Below are 26,413 nucleotides of genomic sequence, written 5' to 3' on the forward strand. Positions count from 1 at the left end.
ATATAATATTATTTGATAAATAAATATATCATTAGACTTTTGATAGGACCTTCAAAATAATTATTTTAAAGAATACGTTTTTATATCTTGACAATCTTTAAAATTAAATGCTATACTTTAGCTACAATTTAATAAATCTTCAGGGCAGGGTGGAATTCCCTACCGGCGGTATAGCCCGCGAGCTGCTAGCAGCATGATTCGGTGAAACTCCGAGGCCGACAGTATAGTCTGGATGAAAGAAGATAAAAACCCATAATACTCATGATAGTATTATGTCTATTTAGCCTTAAACTCTGGAGTGAATCTATCTAATTCACTCCATTTTTGGTTTTTTTTGAGCTGTTTTTTTGCTTGAATAAAATAGAAAATTATCCTAAGCCCTTGAAATATTATTTTGGGGCTTATTTTTTTTAGAAAGGATAAATGGATGGAAAATGATGAGCATTTTATGAATTTAGCAATCCTACTAGCTCGAAAAGGCGAGGGAAACGTTAATCCAAATCCTCAAGTAGGAGCGATTATTGTCAATGATGGTCGAATTATTGGTCAAGGTTATCATGAGAAATATGGAGAAGCACATGCGGAAATCAATGCATTTAAATCTTGTATAGAATCACCGAAGGGGTCAACCATTTATGTGACCTTAGAACCTTGTGCCCACCAAGGCAAGCAACCGCCTTGTTTTGAAGCAATCATCAAAAATAAAGTGAAGCGTGTAGTCATTGGGAGTCTAGACCCAAATCCTTTAGTAGCTGGTAAGGGAATTGAAGCAATGAAAAAAGCTGGAATTGATGTTTCATTAAAAGTTCTAGAAAAAGAGTGCAAAGACTTAAATAAGATTTTTTTTCATTACGTCACTCAAAGAACCCCCTACGTCATGATGAAGTATGCGATGACTCTTGATGGAAAAATTGCGACTTATAAAGGTCAATCCAAATGGATTACAGGTGAAAAAGCAAGACAAAAGGTACATGAAGACCGTTCACGTTTCATGGCAATCATGATTGGTGTTGAAACACTTCTGAAAGATGACCCACAATTAACTGCCAGAATAAAAAATGGGATAAATCCAATTAGAATTATTTGTGATACTCAACTTCGAACTCCTCTTACGTCTAAGATTGTTTCTACTGCATTTAAAATTCCAACAATCATTGCTACCTCAAATGAAAACATTCAAAAACATCAAGCTTTTATTGAAGCTGGTTGTGAGATTTTACTAGTTTCTTCCATATCTGAACATTTGGATTTGAAAGATTTAATCACTAAGTTAGGAGAAAGAGAAATTGATAGTCTTATTTTAGAAGGGGGAGCAAGACTCAACGCTTCAGCATTAAAAGCAGGAATTGTTCAAAAAGTTCAGGCCTATATTGCCCCTAAAATATTTGGTGGGAAAGAAGCTCGAAGTCCTGTTGAAGGACAAGGAGTAGAGCATCCCAATCAAGCCTATTTACTAGACCGACCGAAAGTGGTCTATTTAGGAGAAGATATATTATTAGAAAGTGAGCTCATTTAATGTTTACAGGAATTATTGAGGAAATAGGAGAAGTAACTCAAATTCAAAAGAGAGATAAGTCGTCTAAATTAAGCATTCGAGCTTCCAGCATCTTCGAAGATTTAAAACTTGGGGATTCTATCTCAACAAATGGTCTCTGTTTGACTGTTTCCGCATTTAATCATAAAGAATTTACAGCAGATGTTATGCCAGAGAGTTTCAAGCGTTCAAATTTAGGGGAATTAAAAGTAGGAAGTAAAGTTAATTTAGAGCGAGCAATGGCTCTAAATGGTCGATTTGGCGGGCATATTGTTTCAGGGCATATTGATGGCACAGGAAAGATTTTATCAATCAAGAAGGAAGAAAATGCGGTTTGGTTTGAAGTTCAAACAACTGTAGACTTAATGAAATATGTTGTTGAAAAAGGCTCTATTACGATTGATGGCATCAGTCTTACGGTGGCTCATGTGACTTCAAAATCTTTTAGTGTGTCAATAATTCCTCATACTATCAAAGAGACCATATTGTCTGGAAAGAAGGTTGGAGATAAAGTTAATTTGGAGAACGATATATTGGGTAAATATATCGAAAAATTACTTACTGGGAAAGATTCTTTTACAGGGCCTTCCTTGCTGACAAAGGATAAAATAATTGATTATGGATTTTAAGAGGAGATAAAATGTTTCAATATAATACAGTAGAAGAAGCCTTAACAGCCCTTAAAGCAGGTGAAATAATTATTGTCACTGATGATGAGAATAGAGAAAATGAAGGAGATCTGATTTGTGCAGCCGAAATGATTAGTCCAGAAAAGATAAATTTCATGGCCAGTCAGGCAAAGGGATTAATTTGTAGTCCGATGAGTGAAAAATATGCTAAGAGTCTGCATTTGTCAGCAATGACGGAGAGAAATACAGACAACCACGGGACAGCTTTTACTGTTTCTGTCGATCATGTAGAGACAAGTACAGGGGTATCAGCCTTTGACCGTTCGCTGACTATTAGAAAACTTGCTGATGAAGAAAGTTCAGTCGAAGATTTTCGAAGACCTGGTCATGTCTTTCCTCTGATTGCAAAGAAAAATGGAGTCTTAGAACGCAATGGACACACAGAAGCAACAGTTGATTTGTTACGACTTGCTGGTCTAAAGGAAGTGGGAGTTTGTGTTGAAATAATGGCCGAAGATGGCAGCATGATGCGCACAGAAGAACTTCAAGAAAAAGCAAAAGAATGGGACTTGAATTTTATTACAATCAAGGCCATACAAGAATATCGAAAACAAAATGAACAACTGGTTGAGCAAGTTACCAGAGCGAAACTTCCAACAAAATATGGTTATTTTGAAATCTTTGGGTTTGTCAATAAAACAAATGGTGAGCATCATGTCGCCCTAGTTAAGGGGGACATTGGAGAGGGAGAAGCAGTGCTTTGCCGAGTTCATTCGGAATGTTTGACTGGAGATGCTTTTGGCTCAATGAAATGTGATTGTGGTGAACAATTAGAACAAGCTCTAACACAGATAAATGCCGAGGGACGAGGGATTTTATTATATCTTCGGCAAGAAGGGCGAGGAATCGGTTTAATCAACAAACTTCGTGCTTATTCACTTCAAGATGAGGGGCTTGATACAATTGAAGCAAATTTAGCCCTGGGTTTTGAAGAAGATGCGCGTGAATACTCCATAGGTGCTCAAATTCTGAAAACACTTGGTGTGAAGTCTTTAAGATTAATGACTAATAACCCACAAAAAATCAATGATTTTTCAAAATATGGACTACCAGTTAAAGAAAGAGTTCCAATTCAAATTAAAGAAAATGAATTTGATCAGGATTATTTAAAAGTAAAGCAAACTAAAATGGGACATTTGTTCGATTAAAATAAAAAGAAAGCATGGATAGAAAAATGACAGTATTTGAGGGAAATTTAACAACAGGAAATGCCAAATATGGAATTGTAGTTGCACGTTTTAACGAATTCATCAACGCAAAACTCTTAGCAGGGGCCTTAGATGCTCTCAAAAGACATGGTGTTCAAGAAGAACAAATTGATATTGCTTGGGTGCCAGGAGCATTTGAAATTCCACTTATTGCGCAAAAAATGGCGAGTTCAGATAAATATGATGCCATTATCTGCTTAGGTACGGTGATTCGAGGTTCTACTTCACATTATGATTTTGTTTGTAGCGAGGTTTCTAAAGGGATTGCCCATGTTTCACTGAACTCAAATATCCCTGTTATGTTTGGAGTACTGACGACAGAGAATATTGAACAAGCGATTGAACGTTCAGGAACAAAAGCAGGAAATAAAGGATTTGAGGTAGCAGTTGGTGCGATTGAGATGGTTGATTTGATGGCTAAAATGTCTTAAGGTGTTTAAAATTTGAAATCAGACAAAATTCAAGAGTTCTGCAAAGAAAATCAATTAATAAAAAATAAAAGGAAAGCTCCATATTGGGTTTCCTTTTATTTTTTATTAATACTTTTTTTGTTTATATGTTTTAGAAATCATTTTCTAGGAAGGTTTATTAAAAAAATATTATTTTAAGAGTCTATCACCCGAATGGTTCTTAGCTTCTTATTTTAGATAAACATAAGACACATGAAACTTAAAAAAAAACAGTAATTATGGTAAGCTTATGTTAGAAAAGATAGTTAAAGTTGGTACATGATATGGTAACGATTAGAGAAGTCGCAAAAAAAGCTGGTGTTTCTATAGGAACAGTCTCTAGGTATTTGAATGGTCATCAATTAAAAAAACAAAATATGATAAATGTTAAGAATGCTATTGAGACCTTAGGATTCGAAGAGAACATTATTGCAAAGGGTTTAAAAAATAATCGAAGTCATTCAGTTGGAGTACTTGTTAACTCGTTAACTGATGTTTTCGCAACTTCTATTGTGTCCGATTTGGAAAACTACTTAGAAGAAAACAATTATAGTCTTTTACTAGGCGATTATCAAAATGATTATCAAAAGTTGGAAAGAAAATTAGAATTCTTAAGATCTAGATCAGTTGATGGTATTGTAGTATTTCATTTAGAAGAAAATTTACAAATCTTAAATAAATTAAGAGCAGAAGGTGTAGCAATTGTCGCAGTAGATTCTCCAATCAAAGGTTTTAAAAGTGATACTGTATTGGTAGATAATTATCAAGCCTCTTTTAATGTAGTAGATAAGTTATATGAAAATGGACACAGAAATATAGGGATTGTTGCGGGAACAACAGATAGATATATTGGTTCAGAACGTTTCAAGGGTTATGAAGATAGTATGAAAGCTAAAGGGATATTTTCCAAAAATCTAATTGTTAGTGGAGACTATACAAAAGAAGCGGGTTATGTTGGGGCTTTGAAATTGATAGAAAATAAAGAACTAACAGCGATTTATTCAACGAATTACTATATGACTCTGGGAGTAGTTCAGGCTCTATTTGAAAAGAGAATCAAAATTCCAGAAGATATTTCTATTATTGGATTTGACCATTTTGAGCTCAGTGATATTATTGAACCTAAACTAACGGTAATCGAACAACCAATTAAGGAGATGGGAAATAAAATTGGTGAATTAATTTTAAAGAGAATCAAGGATAAAAATCAGGGACAGACAACGACAGTAGAAATTAATACAAGTTTATTATGGAGAAAATCTGTAAAAAAAATAAATTAAGCTTGAAATTAAATCGCTTTCATGATATACTGTTCTTGTAAAATTAAAACGGTTCAAAAAGGAGGACATTTATGAAAATTTTACTTGCGTGTGGTGGTGGTATGAGCTCTTCTATCTTAGCTGAAAATCTGGTTGAAGAAGCTAAAAGACAAGGGAATACTGACTTTATGATGGAAGCAACAGGTACGGAAGAAGTTTCTTTAAAAATGCAACAGGATAACTGGGACGCGTTGTTATTGGCTCCACAGGTTAGCTTCCGAAAAGAACACTTACAAAAAGACGCTGATAGTTATGGGATTCCATTAATTCCAATTGAAGGAATCCTATATACACCTATGGGGATTCCAGATTTATACAAATTGATACAAGAAAAAGTTCATAAATAAAGGAATTCTTTATTTAATTTAAAATTAAACCGGTTCAAAAATAAAAGGAAATAAAAAAATGAACAAAATAAATTTTAATAAGATCGTTCAGACAATGGGGAACATTGCTAATAACCGCTATCTAACAGCTGTTAGAAATGGGATGAGCGTTATTATTCCCGTAACCATCATTGGTTCAATTTTTATCATCATGTTGAACTTACCTATTGATGCTTGGAAAGATTTTATTACTCCCTATGCTGATAAGTTGACGATTCCAATGGACTTTACAATGAACTTCATGTCTGTCTATGTGTGTATAGGTGTGGCTTCAAGTTTATGTGAAGTTTATAAGATTGATAAAGTGTCTACGAGTGTGTTAGCAGTCCTTGCTTTCTTAATTGCAGCAATTTCTCCTGCTACAATTGCTGAAGATGTGGCTAAAAAAGCTGGATTATCTGTGAGCGGAACTTTTTTACCAATGGGTAATTTTGGTGCTGGGGGGTTGTTCACAGCAATCATTGTTTCAATTTTTACTGTAGAAGTGGTTCGTTTCTGTATAAAAAGAAATATGGTCATCAAGATGCCACACGGTGTCCCAACTTCTGTCATTAATTCGTTTGCTGCCTTGATTCCTGGAGCACTTGTTATTGTTGTTGTTTGGATTATCAAAGTAGGTCTAAATTTCGACATTAATAGTGCTTTACAGTGGGTGTTTTCTCCAATAAGATATTTTGCTGGAGATAATGTACTATCCGTGATTGTTCCAATTCTATTAATTACAATTGTTTGGGTATTTGGTATTCACGGCATGATTATTGCAACACCTATTCTATATCCATTTTGGTATGATAATTTGAATGCCAATATCAATGCGGCAGCTACAGGACAAGTGGTTCCTCATTTTATGACAGAACAGTTTTTCCAATGGTTTATTTGGATTGGTGGAGCTGGAGCAACACTTTCCCTTGCTTTTCTAATGGCCTTCTTTGGAAAATCTGAATTTAGTAAAAAAATGGGGCGTTTTACTTTAGTGCCAGGTATTTTCAATATCAATGAGCCGCTTATCTTCGGTGTTCCAATAGTAATGAATCCGTTTTTCGCCATTCCATTTGTATTGGCTCCTGTAGTTATGGGGATTATTACTTATTTAGCAATGGGAGTTTTCCATTTGGTAAATTACCCGATTGCGATTGCTCCATGGACACTTCCTGCTCCGATCGGGGCAATGATGGCAACAGGTTTAGATTGGAGAGCAGCAGTACTTGCGATTATAAACATTATTGTAGCAGGATTAATCTACTATCCATTCTTTAAGGCTTTTGATAAAAATATGATTGCAAAAGAACAAGAAGCTTGAAAAGAATAAAGCATTTCAACAAGCTTTTCAGGAAAAAATGAAGAATTAAAAAGGAAGAAAAATGTTAGGAATTTCTATTTATCCTTATAAGGAAAAAATAAATGAGACATTGGCATATATCGACTTAGCCTCTAAATATAATTTTAAAAGAGTATTTACCAACTTATTGATGATTGAGCAAGGAAAGGAAGAAGAAACATTAGAAAGTTTAAAAGTTTCAATCAAACATGCTAGAAAATATGGAATGGAAGTGATATTAGATTTAAATCCAGCTGTTTTTGAACAATTAAATATTAGCTATCATGATTTGACTTTCTTTAAAGAGATGGGAGCTACAGGGGTACGCTTGGATTCCACTTTTGATGGACTCGTTGAATCATTAATAACTTTTGATGATTCACAACTAGATCTAGAGATAAACATTAGCAATGATACTTATTACTTAGAAAATGTCATTTCTTATCAGCCTAATATGAAGCGAATCATTGGTTGCCACAATTTTTATCCACAAAGGTTTACAGGGCTGGATTATGATTATTTCATAAAATGTTCAAAAAAATATAAAGAAATGGGACTACGTACAGCGGCATTTGTAAATTCTCATTCAGCAGATCATGGGCCTCATGTGTATACAAATGGTCTTTGCACCTTAGAATTGCACAGAGACTTACCAATAGAAATACAAGCAAAACATCTAATTGCAACGGGATTGATTGACGATATTATCATCGCTAATGCATATGCAAGTGAGGAAGAACTTAGCTTACTGAGTAATTTGAGAGATGATCAAATTGAACTTGACGTTATATTTGATTCGAAAACTACTTCTTTAGAAAAAGAAGTGATTCTTAATAACCAACATTTTAATCGGGGAGATATCAATAGTTATAGTATTCGTTCAACATTTGTTAAACTAAAATATCAAGAACAAAGTATTCCGGAACACAATACCAAGGAAAAGATTGAATTTGGGGATATTACAATAGGGAATAATTCCTTTGGCCAATACAAGGGTGAAGTGAATATTGTTAAAAAAGAAATGCCAAATGAATCCCATGAAAAAAATGTAGTTGCAAGAATCAGTGAGGATAATCAATTTTTAGTAGAGTATATCAAACCTTGGACTAAATTTAGATTTAGAGAGGTAAAAAGAGAAATTGAGTAATTTACCCTATCGCCAAATTCATCTTGATTTCCACACACCTGCTCTTCCATTTACATTAGGGAGGCATTTTGAAAAGAAAAAGTTTCAAAAAATTCTAAAAAGTGCTCGGATTAATTCAGTAACTTTAACAGGAAGATGCCATCATGGCCATATTTATTATGATACTAAACTTCCAGCGAAACATCCTCAGTTAGCTAATGATTTTCTTATGATGGAGGTTGATGCCTGTCATGAAGTAGGAATTAAAGCTCCAATTTATCTCACGGTGGGCTGGGACGCCTTCTCAGCAGATCGTCATCCGGAATGGTTGGAAAGAAAACCAGATGGTAGCCTCTACGGATTTGATGATTATGGTCAACTTTCTCCGGGATGGAAAACTTTATGCTTTAATACTCCTTACCTTGACTATCTTAAGTATCAAATTGTTGATACAATGAAACATTTTGGATCAAAGTTAGATGGTTTATTTTTTGATATTGTTTGGCAAGATCCTTGTTCATGTAATTACTGTATTGAAAAAATGCTGAATCTTAATTTAGATCCAACTAATGAAAAGGATAGGATATTATTTTCAAAAATAACAGAACAATTTTTGAAAGATGAGATATCTGCTACTGTAAAGGGTGAATCTAAATACTGTCCAGTATTTTTTAATGAAGGAAATATTTTACCTTCAATTCGTAAAAATTTATCGGAATATAGCCATTTGGAAATTGAGTCACTTCCAAGTGGAGAATGGGGTTATCAACACTTTCCAACAACAGTAAGGTATGCTAAAAATCTTGGCAAAGAATATGTGGGCATGACAGGTAAATTTCACAAGGTTTGGGCCGATTTTGGAAGCTATAAAAATAAGGCTGCACTTGAATATGAAACATTTCTTGCCTTAGCTCATGGAGCAAAATGTTCAATTGGAGATCAGATGTACCCTGATGGGACCCTACAGAGGGCGACCTATGAATTAATTGGTTCTGTTTATCGTCAGGTAGAGAAGTTGGAAAAATATAATGATGGTAGTCAAGCGTTGACTGAAATTGCCATTGTCCATCCAGGTATAGTTGCTGATAGTGAATTAAAAGTCGATTTATCCTTAGCTGGAGCAGTCAATATGCTAAATGAAAAGCATTATCAATTTGATATTGTGGATCAATGGATGGATTGGACTAAGTATAAGCTAATCATTCTTCCTGATAAAATTATTATATCAGAATGGCTTAAGAGAAAAATACAAGAGTACTTTGAGAAAACTGATGGAAAAATTTTGGCAACTTATAAAAGTGGTTTAGATGCAGAAAATAGATTTTTGCCAGACTGGGGAATTAATTATATTGGTAAAAATACATTTGTTCCAACTTATGGAAAATACCATGGGCTTTTTGAAAATCATTTGCCCAATGGAGAACTTGTTCTTCATGGTGAGGGGCTTTTAGTTTCTCCACAAGGAGCACAAGTTTTGGGTGATGAATATCGACCTTTATTCCAGAGAAACTACCAGCATTATTATTCACATTTTCAAGCACCGGTTTCTGAGAATAAAGGAAATCCTGTGGCAACAAGCAGTGACCGTGTTTATTACTTTAGTCATCCCCTATTTGAAATGTATAAACGCCAAGGAGTTTTGCAATATAAACAAATGATAAATCTTATCGTAGATGAAGCATTGGGACAGCCGGTTTTAAAAACAAACATGCCTTCTAGTGGAGATATTATTTTAAATCATAATGAGGAGAGAGGAGAGTTAATTTTAAATCTTTTGCATTATATTCCTCAAAGAAAAGCGATAGAATTGGATACAATTGAAGAAGTTATCCCTCTTTATAATGTAAAAATTGTTTTGTCAGTAGAAAATATCAGTAAACAAATCAATACTGATATTAAAAAAATTAAAAGCGTCAAAGCAGTTCAAAATAATGATGAAATTGAATATAGAGTAAAAGATAACTCTCTGGAATTTGTTGTCCCAGAAGTTAAGGGTTATGAAATTGTGACATTAAAATACTAAAGGAGAAGAAATGGAAGGTTTAGAGTTGATTGCTTTCAATATTATTGGAATGGTTGGAAGTGCAAAATCAAAAGTAATGGAAAGCATGGCAAAAGCAAGAACTGGCGAATTTGAAGCAGCAGAACAGTTAATCAAAGAAGCCAATGAATTCCTAGTTCAAGGTGAAAAAGAACACTTTCAAGTTATTACGCAAGAAGCCAAAGAGAAAAATGTTGAATTGACTCTTCTTTTCATGCATGCAGAAGATCAGCTGATGTCTACGGTGACTTTGAGAGATATTGCTAATGAAATGTTAGAAAATTATCGAATGATGTATGAATTAAAGGCTTTTATTGATGGGAAGCAAGCAGTAAGATGATTATTATAGGATTGATTGCAGGCGGCTTAACGAGTATTTCTTTTATTCCTCAAGCTGTTAAGACGATAAGGACAAAAAACACAAGTAGTATTTCGATTGCAACTTATATCTTATTTACGATAGGCGTAGCATTATGGGTTATTTATGGTTATTTCTTGAAAGATTTTGCTATTTTAATGACAAACTTAGTGACGATAGTTCCTTCTTTAATAATCCTGTTGATGAAAATACGTAGTGGCAAGAAACAGTTAAAGTGACTCATTTGATTAACGACTTGAACTTATAGTGCTAGAAGGCATTATAAGTTTTTTATTAGTGCTAGAGGATTCATTGACTGATAGAAAGTATTTTTAAAGGAATTGTCTGATTTTTGGGGAATTTCTATTTCTGAAAAGGACTAAAAGTCTATTTTATGATACTTATTGACCCTCGTTGACGCGGTGTGGTATAATTAAAATATGAAAAAATTACTGTCACTTGTAATTATCGTTGTTGGAATTATTGCTGACCAAGTTTTCAAAAATTGGGTTGTTGCTAATATTCAACTTGGAGATACAAAAAAAATTTGGCCAGATGTACTGAGCCTGACTTATATTAAAAATGATGGGGCTGCTTGGTCATCATTTTCTGGTCAACAATGGTTTTTCCTTGTTTTGACACCTATTGTACTCATTGTTGCACTATGGTTTTTGTGGAAAAAAATGGGACAAAATTGGTATTTTGCTGGCTTAACTTTGATTATTGCGGGAGCTTTAGGGAATTTTATTGACCGCGTTCGTCAAGGTTTTGTTGTCGATATGTTTCAAACGGAATTTATGAATTTTCCAATCTTTAATATCGCAGATATCTTACTATCTGTCGGTTTTGTTGTTCTATTTATTGCAATTTTGACGGACAAAGAAACAAAATAAGCTTTTTAAAAAACGAGTGACAGTAAGTAGCATTAAAACCTCTATGAAAAAGGAAAAATCAATTGCCTATAATAAAAATTACTGAAGAAAATAAAGATTTGCGTCTTGATAAAGCACTTGCAAATCAAACAGAGTACTCTCGAAGTTTACTGACAGAGCTTATAAAAAATGACAAAGTTTTTGTCAATAATGCAGCAAAAAAAGCAAAATATAAAGTGAAAACGGGAGATAGAATCGAATTTGAGATTCCGCAAGCCGAGGTCCTTGATGTTGTGGCTGAAGATTTGCCCTTGGAAATTATTTATGAAGATTCAGATGTTGCAGTCGTCAATAAGCCACAAGGAATGGTCGTTCATCCTGCGGCAGGACATGCTTCTGGAACCTTAGTGAATGCAATTATGTATCATATAAAAGATCTTTCAAGTATCAATGGAGTCATTCGCCCAGGAATTGTACATCGGATTGATAAAGATACTAGTGGTCTTTTGATGATTGCTAAAAATGATAAAGCACATGAAAGTTTAGCTGCTCAATTAAAAGACAAGACCAGCAAACGTCGCTATTTAGCAATTGTCCATGGAGAGCTTGCCAATGATAAAGGGACAATTGAGGCCCCAATCGGTCGTAATCTTAAAGACAGAAAAAAACAAGCGGTTGTGTCTGGTGGAAAACCTGCTGTGACTCATTTCGAGGTTTTAGAACGTTTTGTTGGTTATACTTTAATTGCTTTACGCTTGGAAACTGGACGAACACATCAAATTCGAGTTCATATGCATTATATTGGTCATCCTGTTGCAGGTGACCCGCTCTATGGCCCGAATAAAACTCTAACACCCAATAAGGGGCAGTTTCTTCACGCAGAAACGCTAGGATTTGAACATCCAACAAGTGGAGAGCTTATGGAGTTTCAAGTTGATGCTCCTGACCTCTTCAAGGAACAATTAGAAAAACTCAGAGAACAAGGTTAAACTTGTTCTTTTTGTATTTTTCATTTAAAATTCATGTTAGTTTTATGATAAAATTTCTTTATTTTGTCAGCAAATAATGTAATATCCAAAAGGCTTATATAGTATAATAAGAGTAGTAAGTATCGGATTTTAATTTAGGGGAAATTAAGGAGGGGTTATGAATTTTTTTAGTCAGATATTGCATAATCAAATTCTACTGACAGCAATTGTGAGTTGGGCAATAGCACAGCTAATTAAAATAGGGATTGAACTCATCCGAACACACCGAATAAATTGGCAATTAATTTTTGCGACCGGAGGAATGCCTAGTTCTCACAGTTCATTAGTGGTAGCTTTGGCAACCGCAACAGGATTAAGACAAGGTTTTGATTCTCCTCTTTTTGCGGTTGCAACTGTGTTAGCTTTTGTTGTTTTATATGATGCCCAAGGAATTAGACGACAAGCAGGGAATCAAGCAAGAATTATCAATCGTATGTTGCAAAATGTTGAAAATGCTGGAATTAAAGTGGACAAAAATCTAAAAGAATTATTGGGGCACACACCGATTCAAGTTCTTGGTGGAACTCTTTTAGGGATAATTGTTGCACTAATAATGAATTAAAAAAAGCTACAATTATAAAAATAAAACTTAAAATTTGTTTTTATTGTACTTTTTAGATTCAAAGTTAAAAATGAGAATTTATCATTTGAAAATTAAGGTTATTATAAGAAACAAAGGCCAAGCTATGGTAAAATAGTAATATGAATAATATAGTATTTATTAAGTATAAAAAAAGATTCTGTCTTTCCCTAATGATAGGACTCTTTATTTTAATTAATGGGATTGCTGTCTCAATTACGAAGTCGTGGAATAGTGATCATATTATTGCACTTGTGTTAGGAAATCTTCTTTTAGTAGCAGCTTATTTTTATTTTATTGGGATTTTTAGATTATCAAAAAAACTTTTTGCTCCAAAAAATGAAATGGAAATCACTGACGAGTCTGTCAGTAAAATAGAAAGTAAATCTTTTTTGCTGACAGATTTGTCAGTAAAAAAATATTATCAAATAAGTTTTTGGGCAGTAGCGCTCGTGACCTTTATTTTGCCCTTTCTTTTTATGATTCATGTTCCTGATAGCAAGCATGCTTGGGATTACTTTGTCATTTTTAATTCTACAACAGAGTTGCATGGTCAGTCTTTTGGCCTTCTCCCAGAAACAGCCTCACGTTTAGGTTACTTCCTGAGATATCCTAATAATCAATTTTTAGGAATCTTATTTAATCAGATTTTTTCTCCTTTTGCTGAGAATGTTCAGTTGAAAATGTGGGTTGTTACAGCCGTTTCTGCTTTGCTGACAAGTCTTGGTGTTCTAGCTGGAACTTTGAGTGTTAAAGCTTTAAGTGGGAAAAGACATGCCATTTTATATAATGTTTGTGCACTTGGTTTCTTACCTTTTTATGTATATGGCGCGCAACTTTATAGTGATACGATTACTTTGCCTTTTGTATCTTTCGGATTGTTATTTTTCATTTATGCAATTAAATCAGACAAGTTAAATCGACAAATTCTCTGGTATTTCTTGGCTACTTTACTGACAGTTTTAGGTTATGAATTTAAACCGACTGTCTTAATTGTACTTATTGCTGCATTGGTTTTCTTAGGCCTTAATAAAAAGTGGAAGCAACTTTTACTTTTAATCCCTATGTTTGCTCTCTTATTTGTTGGGGGACATTTCATGGTCAAAGCAACAATTGCGACAGAGCCTGCTTTTTCACAGGAAGCCAATGAACGTCATAATCTCCCGATGATGCATTGGATTGCCATGTCTTGGGCGCCTAGCAATAAAACAGGGGGATTTAATAAAAAGATTCGTCAGTATTCTGAATCTTTCCCCACTTATGAGGCGAAAAAAGAGGCAGATAAACAACTTTTCATTGATAATATTAAGAAAATGGGACCTGCTGGTATTGTTAGACAAATAGGACGGAAATTGTCCTATACTTGGCTATATGGCGACTTGAATAGTGCTTTCTATACTAATCATCATGAAAATAAATTCATTAATCGTTACTTTGATTATCTCTCAGGGACTTCATTTTCTTTAGATGGACCGGGGAATATTACAGGTTGGTTTATGCTTAAAGCTGTTCAAACGCTGTATTGGATTGGCTTAGTTGTATTGCTTTGGCGACAAATTTGGCGGATTTTAAGTCGTAAGAAGAACTGGTCAAATCCTTGGTTTGTTCCAGCTTTAGCCTTTGTTGGACTGAGTTTTTTCCTTATTCTTTGGGAAACAAATTCACGTTATCTTTATCAATTTGCACCAGTAATGATTGCCTTAGCAAGTCTAGGTTTAATAGATAATCAATTTAAAAAGAAAAAAAGAGTTAAGGAGTGAATATGACTAAGATTCTTTATATGGTCGTGCCATGTTACAATGAAGAACTGGTACTTGATGAAACTTCCGAACGCCTCAAGGCCAAATACGAACAATTAATTTCGAATGATATCATTAGTCCAAAAAGTAGAATCGTTTATGTTAATGACGGGTCAAAAGATAAAACTTGGGAAAAAATAAAAGAAAAACATGCAGAAAATTCAATGTTTAGTGGAATTAATCTTACAAGAAACCGCGGACATCAGAATGCTTTGCTTGCTGGCCTATTGACGGTTAGAAATCTCGCAGATTGTGTTATCTCAATGGACGCGGATTTACAAGATGATATTAATGCCATCGATGAAATGCTCGAAAAATTTGAAAATGACGGCTGTGATGTTGTTTATGGAGTACGAGATAATCGTGAAACGGATACTGTCTTCAAAAGAAGAACAGCAGGAGCTTTTTATAAATTGATGCAAGGATTGGGGAGTCAAAGTGTTCCTAACCATGCGGATTTTCGTTTAATGAGTCGTCGTGCTTTAGAAGGTTTAGCACAATTTCCTGAGCAAAATCTTTTTTTGCGAGGCATGGTTCCTTTAGTTGGCTACAAATCTGAGATTGTATACTATAAACGCGGCGAGCGTTTTGCCGGAGAAAGCAAATATCCTTTGAAGAAAATGATTAGTTTTGCTATCGACGGAATTACTTCTACCTCGGCAGCACCTATGCGTCTAATTTTTTGGATTGGCTTAATTTGGTTTATTTTGGCCATTGTAGGAGCAATTTATATCATTGCTCGTCATTTTGTCAATGGTTCTGATGTTGCTGGTTGGGCCTCAATCATGCTAGTTGTTGTTGGTTTTGGTGGAGCGAATTTGTTGGCCTTGGGTGTAATTGGTGAATATATCGGGAAAATTTTCCTTGAAGTTAAACAACGTCCGCGTTATTTAATTGAAGACTTCATTAACGAAGATTAATTTAAAAAATGATAAAATATCATTAATTATTCAGAAAAACCGTATGGTTTTTTTGTTTTAGGCTTGATATAATAAATTGGCAGTTAAAACTTAAATAAAGAAAGCTGTTAAAGAGAAAGGGGAGGAAATGACTTATCATGTATTAATTGTTGAAGATGAACCTAGTATTTCTGATTATGTTAAAAAAGAATTAGTCTTTGAAGATTATCAAGTATCAACAGCTTTTGATGGTCTTGCTGCCTTAGAGGTGTTTGAGCAAGCAAAACCAGCGGTAGATGTCGTCTTGCTTGATTGGATGATTCCCAAATTAGATGGTTTGACCGTCTTACGACGCATGAAGAAAATTCAGCCCAATACACCGATTATATTTCTAACGGCACGTGATTATATTGGTGATAAAGTTGCTGGTTTAGATGCTGGGGCGGACGATTATATCACTAAACCCTTTGAAATTGAAGAACTTTTAGCTCGTCTGAGACTTATCTTTAGAAAGTGGTCAACTTCTCGCTCAAAAGTATATGAACTTGATTATCTAAAGGTAGATTTAACGGCTCATACAACGGAAGTAGCGGGAAAAACAGTGAATTTGACTCAAAGAGAATTTGCTTTGTTAAGTTATTTTTTAGAACATCGTGGTATAGTGATTAGTCGAGCAGATATTTTGGATGATGTTTGGGGAATGGATTTTGATGGTCAGGAAAATACAGTAGATGCCTATGTGCGTTATCTGCGTGCTAAAATTGATCTTCCAAATCATAAATCTCTGATTGAAACAGTTCGTGGAGTAGGCTATCGCTTGAATGGCGAAGGTTGAAAAATGAAAAGAGGTAGACCATGGAAAAAGTAAAAAACAAAGAAGAATTATTGGATGTCAGCTTTAACGCCATGCTTCTTGGGAAAAGTATTTTTGCATTCGTTGAATTTTTATCTGGTTTACTTTTGATTTTTATTCCACTTGATTTGATAAAATCAACAATTCGACATTTAGCAGCATCGATTGCTTTTGCTCCACTTTCAAGCATGATTACAAATGCAGGAGAGAGATTGACAAGTGATGCGACTCTATTTGCTGTTATTTATCTACTCCTACATGGTGCCTTAAAATTGGTGACGCTCGCTTTGCTCTGGCGCAAGATTTTATGGTCATACCCTTTATCAATCGTGCTTTTGGTTGGTTTTATCACTTATCAAATGTTCGAATTTTTCAATCATGGGGCGATTTCAATGCTTGTCCTGTGTGTGGTTGATTTGGTGATGATTGCCTTGACTTTATTAGAATATCGAAAATTGAAGGCACAACTTTCAAAGGGGCAATCATATTCATCTTTGAAAAATATTAAAATAAATTAACGAATGAAAAAAACAGAATCTAAAACAAGTGCCAACATCATCACAGCAACTTTTGTCCGTATATTTTTGATTTTTACACTCCTTGTTACGATAATTGTCTCAGGAATTGTTGCTTTTACAAGTTTACAAATCCGAGAGAGTGAGGGGACGTCTCTGATTTCTTCGGTACAAGAAGCAGCAGAAAATGGTAACGTAAACTGGGATGAATTTAAACTGGATAGTGAAAAAGATGAAAAATCTACTTTTGTTAGACTAACAAGGGCTTCTGGAGATATTGATGAAAGTCATGGCACATCACATTTTTTAAAGTCACGGCTTTCTTGGGGCAATTTTAGTCTGTCAAAAGATGTTATCTTTTGGTATAGCTCAGAAACGGCCAAAAATGGGAACAAAGTAGAATTATGGTTAAACATAAATATTGTTGTAAAATCAATGATAAGGGCGATATTAGTCATTGTTGCTGTCATGATTATTCTCTTTTTTATCGCTCTAATTTTAATTCGAAAGGCCGCAAATACAATTAGCCAGCCTTTGACTGATATGATGTTAGCGACTGATGAAAAAGAAGTTAAACAATTACCAGTCAGTAAAAATCCAATTGAGGTTCGTCAGCTAAGTCAAAGTTTTAATCGCTTATTAAACAGATTAAATCAAAAAATTGAGAATGAGCAGCAGTTTGTTTCGGATGCTTCACATGAACTGAGGACGCCCGTTGCTGCAATTCGTGGACATGTCACTTTATTAAAAAGAAGATGGCATGAGCATCCCGAAATTATTGATGACTCGCTTTCTTATATTGATGAAGAGTCCCTGAGAATGAAAGGGCTCATTGAAAATTTACTGACAATTTCTCGAGGAAATCATTTGGAAGTAAATAAAGAAAAATTTAACTTGACTGAATTTACTGACAAAGTGGTCAGTGAAATTCAACCTGCTTTGAGCCAAAAAATTACATTTAATGGAAAAAGCGAGATTTTTGTCAGGGCTGATAAAATGTCACTTTATAAAATCATCATTGTTTTTATTGAAAATGCTGGAAAATATTCACCCCAAGATTCAGAAATTAAAGTAAAAATTAGTTCTGAAAATCATCAAGTTGAGCTGCAAGTTGCTGATGAAGGAGTGGGTATTCCAGAAGAAGAAAAAATTAATATTTTTGAACGATTTTATCGCATTGATAAATCCCGTTCAAGTGAAATTCCTGGCACAGGTCTTGGGCTTGCGATTGCTAAACAATATGCGCAATTAAACCATGCTGAAGTCTTTGTCACAAACAATACTCCGAAAGGATCAATTTTTCATCTCCTCATGGAGTCTATAGAAAACTAAACTTATATTATGAATAAAAAAAATTACTATATTTTGGGTACTTTGACGACCCTCGCCTTTTTAATTTTAACTGTACTTGTGAAAATATATTATACACACGCTCCTCTCCCGTTTGATTCTCCGATTCAAAACTGGGCTTTTCACTTACAAAGTTCTTCGGGACTCACATTCTTTTTTTCTCACATGACAAATATTTTTGGGGATAAGGGTGGTATAATTGTAGCCGTCTTACTTGCTTTGGTTCTCTATTTGATATTTAAAGAAAAGAAAGCAACGATTTGGTTTGCTACAATGGTCATATCAAGTTTGCTTATCAATACAGCGATTAAGATGATTATTGGGCGTGACCGTCCAGAAATTCATCGTCTAGCTGCTTTTGCGAATGAAGCTGGAAAAAGTTTTCCGAGTGGTCACTCTATATTTGCAACAATTATTTTTGGAAGTATTTTCTTTATTTGTCTTAGAAAATTAAAAAATAAATCTTCTAAGATTGCCTTAGGAATTCTCTGTTTGATATTGATTGCAACAGTCATGTTTTCAAGAATTTTTGTAGGGGTCCATTATCCGAGTGATACAATTGGTGGTTTCCTAGAAGGAATGAGTCTATTGTTGTTCACTTATCCGACATTTATTAAATACCAAGAAGCAGCTAAAAAAGCCAATTAATTATTAATTGGCTTTTATTATTGTTGCAATTCAAGTTATACCAATTTGCGTTTTTTAGGTAAAATTAGATTATTTTTCCTTGACACGAACCTAAAAGTGTATTATAATGCTATTTATAAATAAAAAATTAGAAAATAATTAACTGTACCAATTTAATTGGTGAGTTAAGTGGAGCTTTATTATGTGTGGGATTGTTGGTGTTGTAGGTAGCAAAAATGCAACTGATATTTTGATGCAAGGACTTGAAAAACTCGAATATCGTGGATACGATTCAGCAGGAATTTTTGTAAATGGTCAAAAAACGGCTGCAAAATTAGTTAAATCAGTGGGACGTATTGCAGATTTGAGAACTAAGCTTGGGATTGACGTTTCGGGGACAAGTGGAATTGGACATACCCGTTGGGCAACTCATGGAAAACCAACAGAAGACAACGCTCATCCTCATACTTCAAGTTCTGGTCGTTTCGTTTTGGTTCATAATGGGGTCATTGAAAACTTTGTAGAACTTAAAAATGAATTTTTGATGAATGACAGCTTTAAAGGACAAACTGATACTGAAATTGCTGTTCACTTAATTGCTAAGTTTGCAGAAGAAGAAAATTTGCCAACTCTTGAAGCGTTCAAAAAAGCTTTGAAATTAATTCAAGGATCATATGCTTTCGCGCTCATGGACAGAGAAGATGCAGATTTAATCTATGTAGCAAAAAATAAATCTCCACTCCTCATTGGACTTGGCGATGGTTATAATATGGTTTGTTCAGACGCAATGGCAATGATTCGTGAAACATCAGAATTTATGGAAATTCATGATAAAGAGCTCGTTGTTTTGACAAAAGATAAGGTTGAAGTGATGGACTATGAAGGTCAAATAATTTCACGCAATTCTTATACTGCTGAACTTGATTTGTCAGATATTGGAAAAGGAACTTATCCTTTCTATATGCTTAAAGAGATTGATGAACAACCAGCTGTCATGCGTAAACTGATTGCGACTTATGCCAATGAAGATGGCACGATGAAAGTTGATCAAGATATTATCAAAGGCATTCAAGAAGCAGACCGTATCTATATTATTGCTGCTGGGACCTCTTATCATGCTGGTTTTGGTGCGAAGATGATGCTTGAAGCACTTACGGATACTCCTGTTGAACTTGGTCTTGCATCAGAGTGGGGCTATGATATGCCATTATTGAGCAAAAAACCATTCTTTATCTTCCTTTCACAATCTGGGGAAACAGCAGATAGTCGTCAAGTTTTAGTAAAAGTAAATGAATTAGGACTTCCTAGCTTAACTGTTACAAATGTTCCTGGCTCTACCTTGTCTCGCGAAGCTACTTACACAATGTTAATTGGAGCTGGTCCTGAAATTGCGGTAGCTTCAACAAAAGCTTATACTGGTCAGATTGCAACTTTGGCCTTTCTTGCCAAGGCAGTTGGGGAAGCAGAGGGTCAAGCAAAAGCTAAAGACTTTGATTTGGTTAAAGAACTCTCTTTAGTGGCTCAATCTATTGAGTCTACTTTATCTGAAAAAGATGAGATTGCGGCTATTGTATCAGAACTATTGCCAACAACGCGTAGCGCCTTTTATATCGGTCGTAAACAAGACTATTATGTTGCAATGGAAGCTTCGCTTAAATTAAAAGAAATTTCTTATATCCAATGTGAAGGATTTGCAGCTGGAGAATTAAAACATGGAACGATTTCATTGATTGAAAAAGGGACTCCAGTTCTTGCTTTGATTTCTAATAATGAAGAAGTAGCAGCCCATACTCGTGGTAATGTGATGGAAACTGTGGCGCGTGGTGCCTCAGCAATTACAATCGTTGAAGAAGGAGTGGCACGTGAAGATGATACAATTGTAATCAATCAAGTTCACCCTTATTTGTCAGCAATTTCAATGGTTATCCCAACACAATTGATTGCTTACTATGCCTCAATGCAACGTGGTCTTGATGTTGATAAACCCCGTAATTTGGCTAAAGCAGTAACAGTAGAATAAAAATTTACTGACAGAAAGGTCAGTAATAAAATATAAAAAAGTTCTGATTCTGTCAGAACTTTTTTATATTTTTTTAATTTGTCAGTGACAAACGATTTGTTTTTTCGTATAAGTAAGTATGTACGAATTAAAAGAGAAATCTTATCCAATGCAACCAAGAGAGCGTTTAGAACTTTTAGGTGAAGAGTATTTGTCCGATGTTGAGTTACTTGCAATATTATTGCGGACGGGTCGAAAAAAATACTCATCATTGAATTTAGCTTTAGAACTTTTGCAACATTTTGGGACATTGGATAATTTTCGCAAAGCATCTATAAGTGAACTCAAGGAGATTTCGGGTATTGGGCAAACAAAAGCTATTGAATTGCGAGCAATGATTGAACTTGGAAAAAGAATACAAACGACAACCAGAAAACGTTATGGTCAAGTTTTAAGTTCAAAAGAATATGGCATGAGTCTTGCTTTTGAAATGCAAAATTTTGAGCAAGAACATCTTACCGCGACCTATTTAGATGGACAAAATCAGATTATTGAGAAGAAAACTATTTTTATCGGAGCAGTTAATCATGCAACTGCTAGTCCTCGAGAGATCCTTTATCATGCAGTAAAAAATCTCTCGGTTGGTTTATTAGTCGCACATAATCACCCCTCGGGCAATTTACAACCCAGTCAAGCAGATAAAATTTTTACAAAAAAAATAAAAAATGCTTGTGATAATATAGGAATTAATTTTATTGATCATATTATTGTGGGAGCGGGTAATTATTATAGCTTTCGGGAGAAAGATAGCAACTTATTTTAGTTGACTAGCCTTAACTTCCGAAAAATAATAATGATTAACTCGATTGAAGATATGCTGGAATTAGTACTAAATAATAAACTAAAAATTTGTGAAAAAATTAAAATGATGATGGCTTGAAAATAAAATACCTAAGCACACGAAGGCCTAGGTATCATTAATAGTTTTGATAAAATTTTGCTTGTCTTTTATTCTTCTTGAGCTCCCATGAAAAATAACAAGGTTTGCAATTCTTTAGTTAAATCAATAGATTGAACAACAACATCCGAAGGGACTTTCAAGCGAATAGGTGCAAAGTTAAGAAAGCCTTTGATTCCTGCTTTAACAAGGGTATCAACCACTTCCTGAGCGTTTTCCTTACGAACAGATAGAATGGCTGTTTTTATGTCTGATTTCTTAACATTCTTTTCTAAATCAGAAATATTATAAATTGGAATGCCATCATCTGTTTGAGTCCCAACTAGTGGATTTCCAGAAATATCGTAGGCCTGAGTAATTCTCATTTTATTTCTGTCTTGAAATTGATAATGAAGAAGCGCACGTCCAAGGTTTCCGACCCCAATCAATGCGATATGAGTTTCTTGATCTTGTCCAAGGAGTTCTCCAAAGAAATCACGAAGAACTTTTGTTTCATATCCGTAGCCTCGTCGTCCTAATTCCCCAAAGAGAGAAAAATCACGACGAATTGTGGCAGCATCTACCCCAATTTTTTCAGAAATAAGTTGTGAATTTGTGCGTGTCACATTCTCTTCGACTAGACTTTTGAAAAGTCGATAGTATTGTGGCAACCTTTTTGCAGTTGCTTTTGGTAAGCTTTTGCTTGGTTTATGGTCAGTCATTGTTATACCTCAAAAATGTAATTCGTATTTATTAAAACTAATCATGATTAGTTTCTTTGTGATAATTTTATCAAAAATTTGTGAAATTATCAAACAAAAGGAACGATAGAACAAATAAAAATGAGTGAAAAATGATAATGATTAAAAAATATTAATATTATTCTTTTAATTAAGGCGCTTTCATGGTAGAATAGAATTATGAAAAAATAGATAGGGAGAATATATGATTAAAATTTATCTTAGTGGTTCGTGCTCGTCTTGTAGAAAAGCCAAAAAATGGTTGAATAAACGTCATATTGAGTTTGAAGAAATTAATTTAATAAAAGACATCATGGAGAAAGATGATTTAATCAAGATTTTGTCTCTCACAGAAAATGGTTTGGAAGATGTCATTGCTACCCGAGGAAAGACTTACTCTGGCTTAAACCATAATTTTGATGAATTGGGCTTAGAGGAGGCCTATAGATTGATTCAAGAAAATCCTCGTCTTCTAAAACGTCCATTAATTTTTGATGAGCAAAGATTATTGATTGGTTTCAATGAGGACGGAATTAGAGCATTTATCCCACCTGAAGTTCGTAGAGTAGAATTAAGAGAAAGATTAATCTTAATTTAATAATATTTTTAAAAAACTTATCAAATTTGATAGGTTTTTTTATGACACTATTTGAGAAAACTACAAAATATATCGTTTAAATGCTATAATAGAAGGACTGCTTTTTCTATGAAATATAAGAAAAAAATCAGGGATAAAAAGGTTTAAGATTTAACGAAGAGGATTAATAATAATGATTTTATTGCAAGGAAATGGAATCGCACGAACTTTTGGTGGCGATGTCTTATTTGAAAACATTAGTTTCAGCCTACAAGACCATTCAAGAATAGCTTTAGTTGGACGAAACGGTGCCGGTAAATCAACTTTGCTTAAAATTATTGCTGGGGTTGAAGAAGCAAGTCTTGGAACCATTTCAAAAACAAAAGACTTAAGCATGAATTATTTGGCTCAGGATACTGGCTTAAATTCGCAAAGGACGATTTTTTCTGAAATGTTGTCTGTTTTTGACCAGCTTCGTCAAATGGAAAAGCAATTGCGTCAAATGGAACTGCAAATGGGAGAACTTGCCGCTGATGAATTGACGCTTTTAATGAAGCGCTATGATTCATTGTCAGAAGAATTTCGCATGAAAAACGGCTTTACTTATGAATCTGAAATTAAGTCAGTTTTAAATGGTTTTCGTTTTGATGAGTCGATGTGGGAACGTGAAATTTCAAGTTTATCAGGTGGACAAAAAACGCGTTTAGCCCTAGCGAAAATGCTTTTAGAAAAACCACAGCTGTTGATTTTGGACGAACCAACTAACCACTTGGATATTGAAACTTTGGCTTGGCTTGAAAATTATCTTAAAAATTATGATGGTAGTTTACTAATTGTCAGCCATGACCGTTACTTTTTGGATAAGGTAGTCAATGAAGTTTTAGAGTTATCAAGAGGCGAGTTGACTCGTTTTTCTGGTAATTACTCACGTTATGTCGAACAACGGGAGCAAAAACTTCTATTAGAACTTAAAAACTTTGAAAAGCAACAAAAAGAAATTGCAAAATTAGAAGACTATGTTGCCAAAAATCTAGTGCGCGCTTCAACGACCAAAATGGCACAATCGCGTCGCAAAAAATTAGAAAAAATGGATCGACTGGATGCACCAACGAGCGATGACAAATCAGCTCATGTTACTTTCACCCCGGAAAAAACCTCAGGAAATGTTGTCCTGACCGTGTCAGAGGCTACGGTAGGCTATTCAGACAATCGTCTATCTGGACCAATCAATATTGATGAACGCAAAGGGGAGTCTTTGGCTATTGTTGGGCCAAACGGTGTGGGTAAAACGACCTTAATCAAATCCATTGTCGGTCAAATCCCTTTTTTGGCTGGCCAAGCAAAACTGGGTGCCAATGTTACCTTGGGATATTATGATCAAGAACAAGGGCGCTTGACGACTTCAAATACCGTTTTGGACGAATTGTGGAATGAACATCGCTTGCTTAATGAAGTGGAAATTCGCAACATGTTAGGAGCCTTTCTTTTTAGCGGTGATGATGTCAAGAAAACAGTGGGAATGCTCTCTGGTGGGGAAAAAGCGCGTCTTTTACTTGCAAAATTAGCAATGAATCATGATAATTTCTTAGTCTTAGATGAACCTACGAACCATTTGGATATTGACTCACGTGAAGTTTTAGAAAATGCTTTAATTGATTTTCCTGGAACAATCTTGTTTGTTTCCCATGACCGTTACTTTATTAATCGTGTAGCGACAAAAGTTTTAGAAATCGCTCCAGAGGGAAGTACAGAATTTTTGGGCGATTACGACTATTATGTTGAGAAAAAAGAAGAACAGTTAGCCCAAAGTGATGAATCAGACAATGGGGGGCTTGTAGAAAGTCTTGCTCAACAAGATTTTACGGCTCAGAAAGAAGCCCAAAAAAATCGTCGAAAAGTGGAGCGAGAAATTACTTCTTGTGAGGAAAAACTAGCAGAGTTAGAAATAAAAATCGAAACACTTATGCTTCAAATGCAAGAGAATACTTCTGATTTTGTGAAATTAGGTGAGTTACAAGCTGAAATTGACCTGCTTAATGATGAAAAAGATGAGACAGAGATGGCGCTTTTAGAAGCAATGGAAGAATTAGAAAGTTTGTAAGCATCATAGGATATTGAAGAAAAGAATAGTGTTTCTATTCTTTTTTTCTAAGCCAATAAAGAAATATTGAAAAAACTAAGACTTGCAAATCTCTCTTAAGTTTGTTAAACTAATAAGCAATGTAACTTTTAAACTAGTCCAGAGAGGCTAGCAAGGTTGAAATCAGGAAAACTAATTTTATTTTTACTGACAGGATTTTCTGTCAGTAAAAATGAACTTGTTTTGATACTTTTTACACTTGCTAAGTCTCTTGGCAGGTGTTTTTTTATTGCTGACAATTACCACGATTGGGTCGCACGTTATCCATGTTCGTTATGGTGGTTCTGTCAGTAAATTGAGAAGGAGAAATCATGTCAATATCAAAAGCCATTGCTGCAGATTTATTAGAAATTAAGGCGGTCAGTCTTTCACCAAGTCAACCTTTTACTTGGGCCTCAGGAATTAAATCACCAATTTATACTGATAATCGAGTGACATTAGCCTATCCAGAAGTTCGTAGTCAAATCGAAGGAGCTTTTGCGGAATTGATTAAAACGGAATTTCCAGAAGTTGAAGTGATTGCTGGAACTGCGACAGCCGGTATTCCCCATGGGGCAATTATTGCTGACTATCTCAAATTACCATTTGCTTATATCCGTAGTAAACCAAAAAACCACGGGGCTGGCAATCAAGTTGAAGGTCGTGTGGCTAAAGGGCAAAAAATGGTTGTAGTTGAAGATTTGATTTCCACTGGAGGTTCTGTCTTAGAAGCGGTCGCGGCCGCAGAACGTGAAGGCGCTGATGTCCTTGGTGTGGTTGCCATATTCACTTATGAATTAGAAAAAGCGACTAGAAAATTTGCTGATGCCGATGTCAAATTGGCGACACTGACAAATTATTCTGAGTTGATTGAAATTGCTAAAGAAACAGGATATGTCACTAAAGAAGAACTAGAGTTACTCAAAAAATTCAAAGAAAATCAAGAAACTTGGCAAGGATAATTTACTGACAGAAAATAGAATAACATTGTCAGTAAAGTTGCTAGTTCTGCTGTTAAATATCAACTTGTCAGTTTGATTCAACTCACAGAAATTATTGAATTGGCAAATGACAGGACTTGTCAGTAAAA

At 34.7% G+C, this 26,413-nt stretch carries 27 protein-coding genes and 1 riboswitch; of the genes, 25 read left to right on the forward strand and 2 right to left on the reverse strand.

Annotation, left to right across the window (positions count from 1 at the left end; genetic code table 11):
• The first annotated feature begins 131 nt into the window (after positions 1–131).
• Positions 132–248: riboswitch (FMN riboswitch) on the forward strand.
• Between the two features lie 179 nt (positions 249–427).
• From ribD to radC, 22 genes are all read left to right on the forward strand, one after another.
• Positions 428–1,516 carry a bifunctional diaminohydroxyphosphoribosylaminopyrimidine deaminase/5-amino-6-(5-phosphoribosylamino)uracil reductase RibD gene (ribD, locus tag RSC39_RS06995; protein ID WP_332536116.1) on the forward strand — a complete coding sequence of 363 codons (1,089 nt, stop codon included), beginning with the start codon at positions 428–430 and terminating at the stop codon, positions 1,514–1,516.
• Positions 1,516–2,163: a riboflavin synthase gene (gene ribE, locus RSC39_RS07000; RefSeq protein WP_332536118.1), complete on the forward strand. Its 648-nt coding sequence runs from the start codon at positions 1,516–1,518 to the stop codon at positions 2,161–2,163. The genes ribD and ribE (RSC39_RS07000) overlap by 1 nt, the downstream gene beginning before the upstream one ends.
• An 11-nt stretch (positions 2,164–2,174) precedes the next feature.
• Positions 2,175–3,371, forward strand: a complete 1,197-nt coding sequence (locus RSC39_RS07005; RefSeq protein WP_332536120.1) for a bifunctional 3,4-dihydroxy-2-butanone-4-phosphate synthase/GTP cyclohydrolase II — start codon at positions 2,175–2,177, stop codon at positions 3,369–3,371.
• A gap of 26 nt (positions 3,372–3,397) precedes the next feature.
• A complete protein-coding gene (ribE, locus tag RSC39_RS07010; protein ID WP_011835371.1) occupies positions 3,398–3,862 on the forward strand; it encodes a 6,7-dimethyl-8-ribityllumazine synthase in 465 nt (154 codons plus the stop codon).
• A 302-nt stretch (positions 3,863–4,164) separates the two neighbouring features.
• Positions 4,165–5,160 (forward strand): LacI family DNA-binding transcriptional regulator, encoded by a 996-nt coding sequence (locus tag RSC39_RS07015; RefSeq protein ID WP_332536122.1) that lies wholly within the window; start codon positions 4,165–4,167, stop codon positions 5,158–5,160.
• 71 nt (positions 5,161–5,231) lie between these two features.
• Entirely contained in the window at positions 5,232–5,546 is a 315-nt protein-coding gene (locus RSC39_RS07020) for a PTS diacetylchitobiose transporter subunit IIB (protein WP_063282286.1), read from the forward strand.
• 58 nt (positions 5,547–5,604) lie between these two features.
• The gene (locus RSC39_RS07025; RefSeq protein WP_231105849.1) at positions 5,605–6,885 is read left to right on the forward strand and encodes a PTS transporter subunit EIIC; all 1,281 of its coding nucleotides are present in this window, start codon (positions 5,605–5,607) and stop codon (positions 6,883–6,885) included.
• A gap of 61 nt (positions 6,886–6,946) precedes the next feature.
• Positions 6,947–8,050 (forward strand): MupG family TIM beta-alpha barrel fold protein, encoded by a 1,104-nt coding sequence (locus RSC39_RS07030; RefSeq protein ID WP_332536128.1) that lies wholly within the window; start codon positions 6,947–6,949, stop codon positions 8,048–8,050.
• On the forward strand, positions 8,043–10,052 hold the full coding sequence (locus RSC39_RS07035) for an alpha-amylase family protein (protein WP_332536130.1): 2,010 nt from the start codon (positions 8,043–8,045) through the stop codon (positions 10,050–10,052). Before RSC39_RS07030 ends, RSC39_RS07035 begins: the two co-directional genes overlap by 8 nt.
• Positions 10,053–10,062: 10 nt before the next feature.
• Positions 10,063–10,410: a PTS lactose/cellobiose transporter subunit IIA gene (locus tag RSC39_RS07040; protein WP_063282289.1), complete on the forward strand. Its 348-nt coding sequence runs from the start codon at positions 10,063–10,065 to the stop codon at positions 10,408–10,410.
• Entirely contained in the window at positions 10,407–10,667 is a 261-nt protein-coding gene (locus RSC39_RS07045) for a SemiSWEET transporter (protein WP_063282290.1), read from the forward strand. The genes RSC39_RS07040 and RSC39_RS07045 overlap by 4 nt, the downstream gene beginning before the upstream one ends.
• A gap of 201 nt (positions 10,668–10,868) precedes the next feature.
• The gene (gene lspA, locus RSC39_RS07050; protein ID WP_021037119.1) at positions 10,869–11,321 is read left to right on the forward strand and encodes a signal peptidase II; all 453 of its coding nucleotides are present in this window, start codon (positions 10,869–10,871) and stop codon (positions 11,319–11,321) included.
• 62 nt (positions 11,322–11,383) lie between these two features.
• The gene (locus tag RSC39_RS07055) at positions 11,384–12,289 is read left to right on the forward strand and encodes an RluA family pseudouridine synthase (protein WP_332536134.1); all 906 of its coding nucleotides are present in this window, start codon (positions 11,384–11,386) and stop codon (positions 12,287–12,289) included.
• Between the two features lie 157 nt (positions 12,290–12,446).
• Positions 12,447–12,890 (forward strand): divergent PAP2 family protein, encoded by a 444-nt coding sequence (locus RSC39_RS07060; protein WP_332536136.1) that lies wholly within the window; start codon positions 12,447–12,449, stop codon positions 12,888–12,890.
• A 140-nt stretch (positions 12,891–13,030) separates the two neighbouring features.
• A complete protein-coding gene (locus tag RSC39_RS07065) occupies positions 13,031–14,668 on the forward strand; it encodes a glycosyltransferase family 39 protein (protein ID WP_332536138.1) in 1,638 nt (545 codons plus the stop codon).
• 2 nt (positions 14,669–14,670) lie between these two features.
• A complete protein-coding gene (locus tag RSC39_RS07070; protein WP_332536140.1) occupies positions 14,671–15,627 on the forward strand; it encodes a glycosyltransferase family 2 protein in 957 nt (318 codons plus the stop codon).
• Between the two features lie 127 nt (positions 15,628–15,754).
• On the forward strand, positions 15,755–16,441 hold the full coding sequence (locus tag RSC39_RS07075) for a response regulator transcription factor (protein WP_332536142.1): 687 nt from the start codon (positions 15,755–15,757) through the stop codon (positions 16,439–16,441).
• A gap of 20 nt (positions 16,442–16,461) precedes the next feature.
• On the forward strand, positions 16,462–16,977 hold the full coding sequence (locus RSC39_RS07080; RefSeq protein ID WP_332536144.1) for a DUF2127 domain-containing protein: 516 nt from the start codon (positions 16,462–16,464) through the stop codon (positions 16,975–16,977).
• Positions 16,978–16,980: 3 nt separating this feature from the next.
• On the forward strand, positions 16,981–18,306 hold the full coding sequence (locus tag RSC39_RS07085; RefSeq protein WP_021037125.1) for an ATP-binding protein: 1,326 nt from the start codon (positions 16,981–16,983) through the stop codon (positions 18,304–18,306).
• A gap of 9 nt (positions 18,307–18,315) precedes the next feature.
• Complete coding sequence (locus RSC39_RS07090) at positions 18,316–18,972, forward strand: phosphatase PAP2 family protein (RefSeq protein ID WP_021037126.1); 657 nt, start codon at positions 18,316–18,318, stop codon at positions 18,970–18,972.
• 181 nt (positions 18,973–19,153) lie between these two features.
• Complete coding sequence (gene glmS, locus RSC39_RS07095; RefSeq protein ID WP_332536147.1) at positions 19,154–20,971, forward strand: glutamine--fructose-6-phosphate transaminase (isomerizing); 1,818 nt, start codon at positions 19,154–19,156, stop codon at positions 20,969–20,971.
• A gap of 118 nt (positions 20,972–21,089) precedes the next feature.
• A complete protein-coding gene (radC, locus tag RSC39_RS07100; protein WP_332536149.1) occupies positions 21,090–21,773 on the forward strand; it encodes a DNA repair protein RadC in 684 nt (227 codons plus the stop codon).
• 185 nt (positions 21,774–21,958) lie between these two features.
• Here the strand turns inward: radC and RSC39_RS07105 are convergent, their stop codons facing one another.
• Entirely contained in the window at positions 21,959–22,609 is a 651-nt protein-coding gene (locus RSC39_RS07105) for a redox-sensing transcriptional repressor Rex (protein WP_011835356.1), read from the reverse strand.
• Between the two features lie 223 nt (positions 22,610–22,832).
• Here RSC39_RS07105 and RSC39_RS07110 point away from each other — a divergent pair, with 223 nt between their 5' ends.
• Together RSC39_RS07110 and RSC39_RS07115 are read left to right on the forward strand one after the other, a co-directional pair.
• A complete protein-coding gene (locus tag RSC39_RS07110; RefSeq protein ID WP_063282300.1) occupies positions 22,833–23,225 on the forward strand; it encodes a Spx/MgsR family RNA polymerase-binding regulatory protein in 393 nt (130 codons plus the stop codon).
• Positions 23,226–23,397: 172 nt separating this feature from the next.
• Entirely contained in the window at positions 23,398–25,305 is a 1,908-nt protein-coding gene (locus RSC39_RS07115) for an ABC-F family ATP-binding cassette domain-containing protein (RefSeq protein WP_332536152.1), read from the forward strand.
• Between the two features lie 128 nt (positions 25,306–25,433).
• On the opposite strand, the gene RSC39_RS07120 is transcribed toward RSC39_RS07115, so the two are convergent.
• Positions 25,434–25,583: a hypothetical protein gene (locus tag RSC39_RS07120; RefSeq protein ID WP_155723362.1), complete on the reverse strand. Its 150-nt coding sequence runs from the start codon at positions 25,581–25,583 to the stop codon at positions 25,434–25,436.
• A 72-nt stretch (positions 25,584–25,655) separates the two neighbouring features.
• Here RSC39_RS07120 and pyrE point away from each other — a divergent pair, with 72 nt between their 5' ends.
• Positions 25,656–26,285, forward strand: a complete 630-nt coding sequence (gene pyrE, locus RSC39_RS07125) for an orotate phosphoribosyltransferase (protein WP_332536154.1) — start codon at positions 25,656–25,658, stop codon at positions 26,283–26,285.
• Positions 26,286–26,413: the final 128 nt, after the last annotated feature.

The sequence above is a fragment of the Lactococcus sp. genome (assembly GCF_036648155.1).
GTDB lineage: Bacteria > Bacillota > Bacilli > Lactobacillales > Streptococcaceae > Lactococcus > Lactococcus cremoris.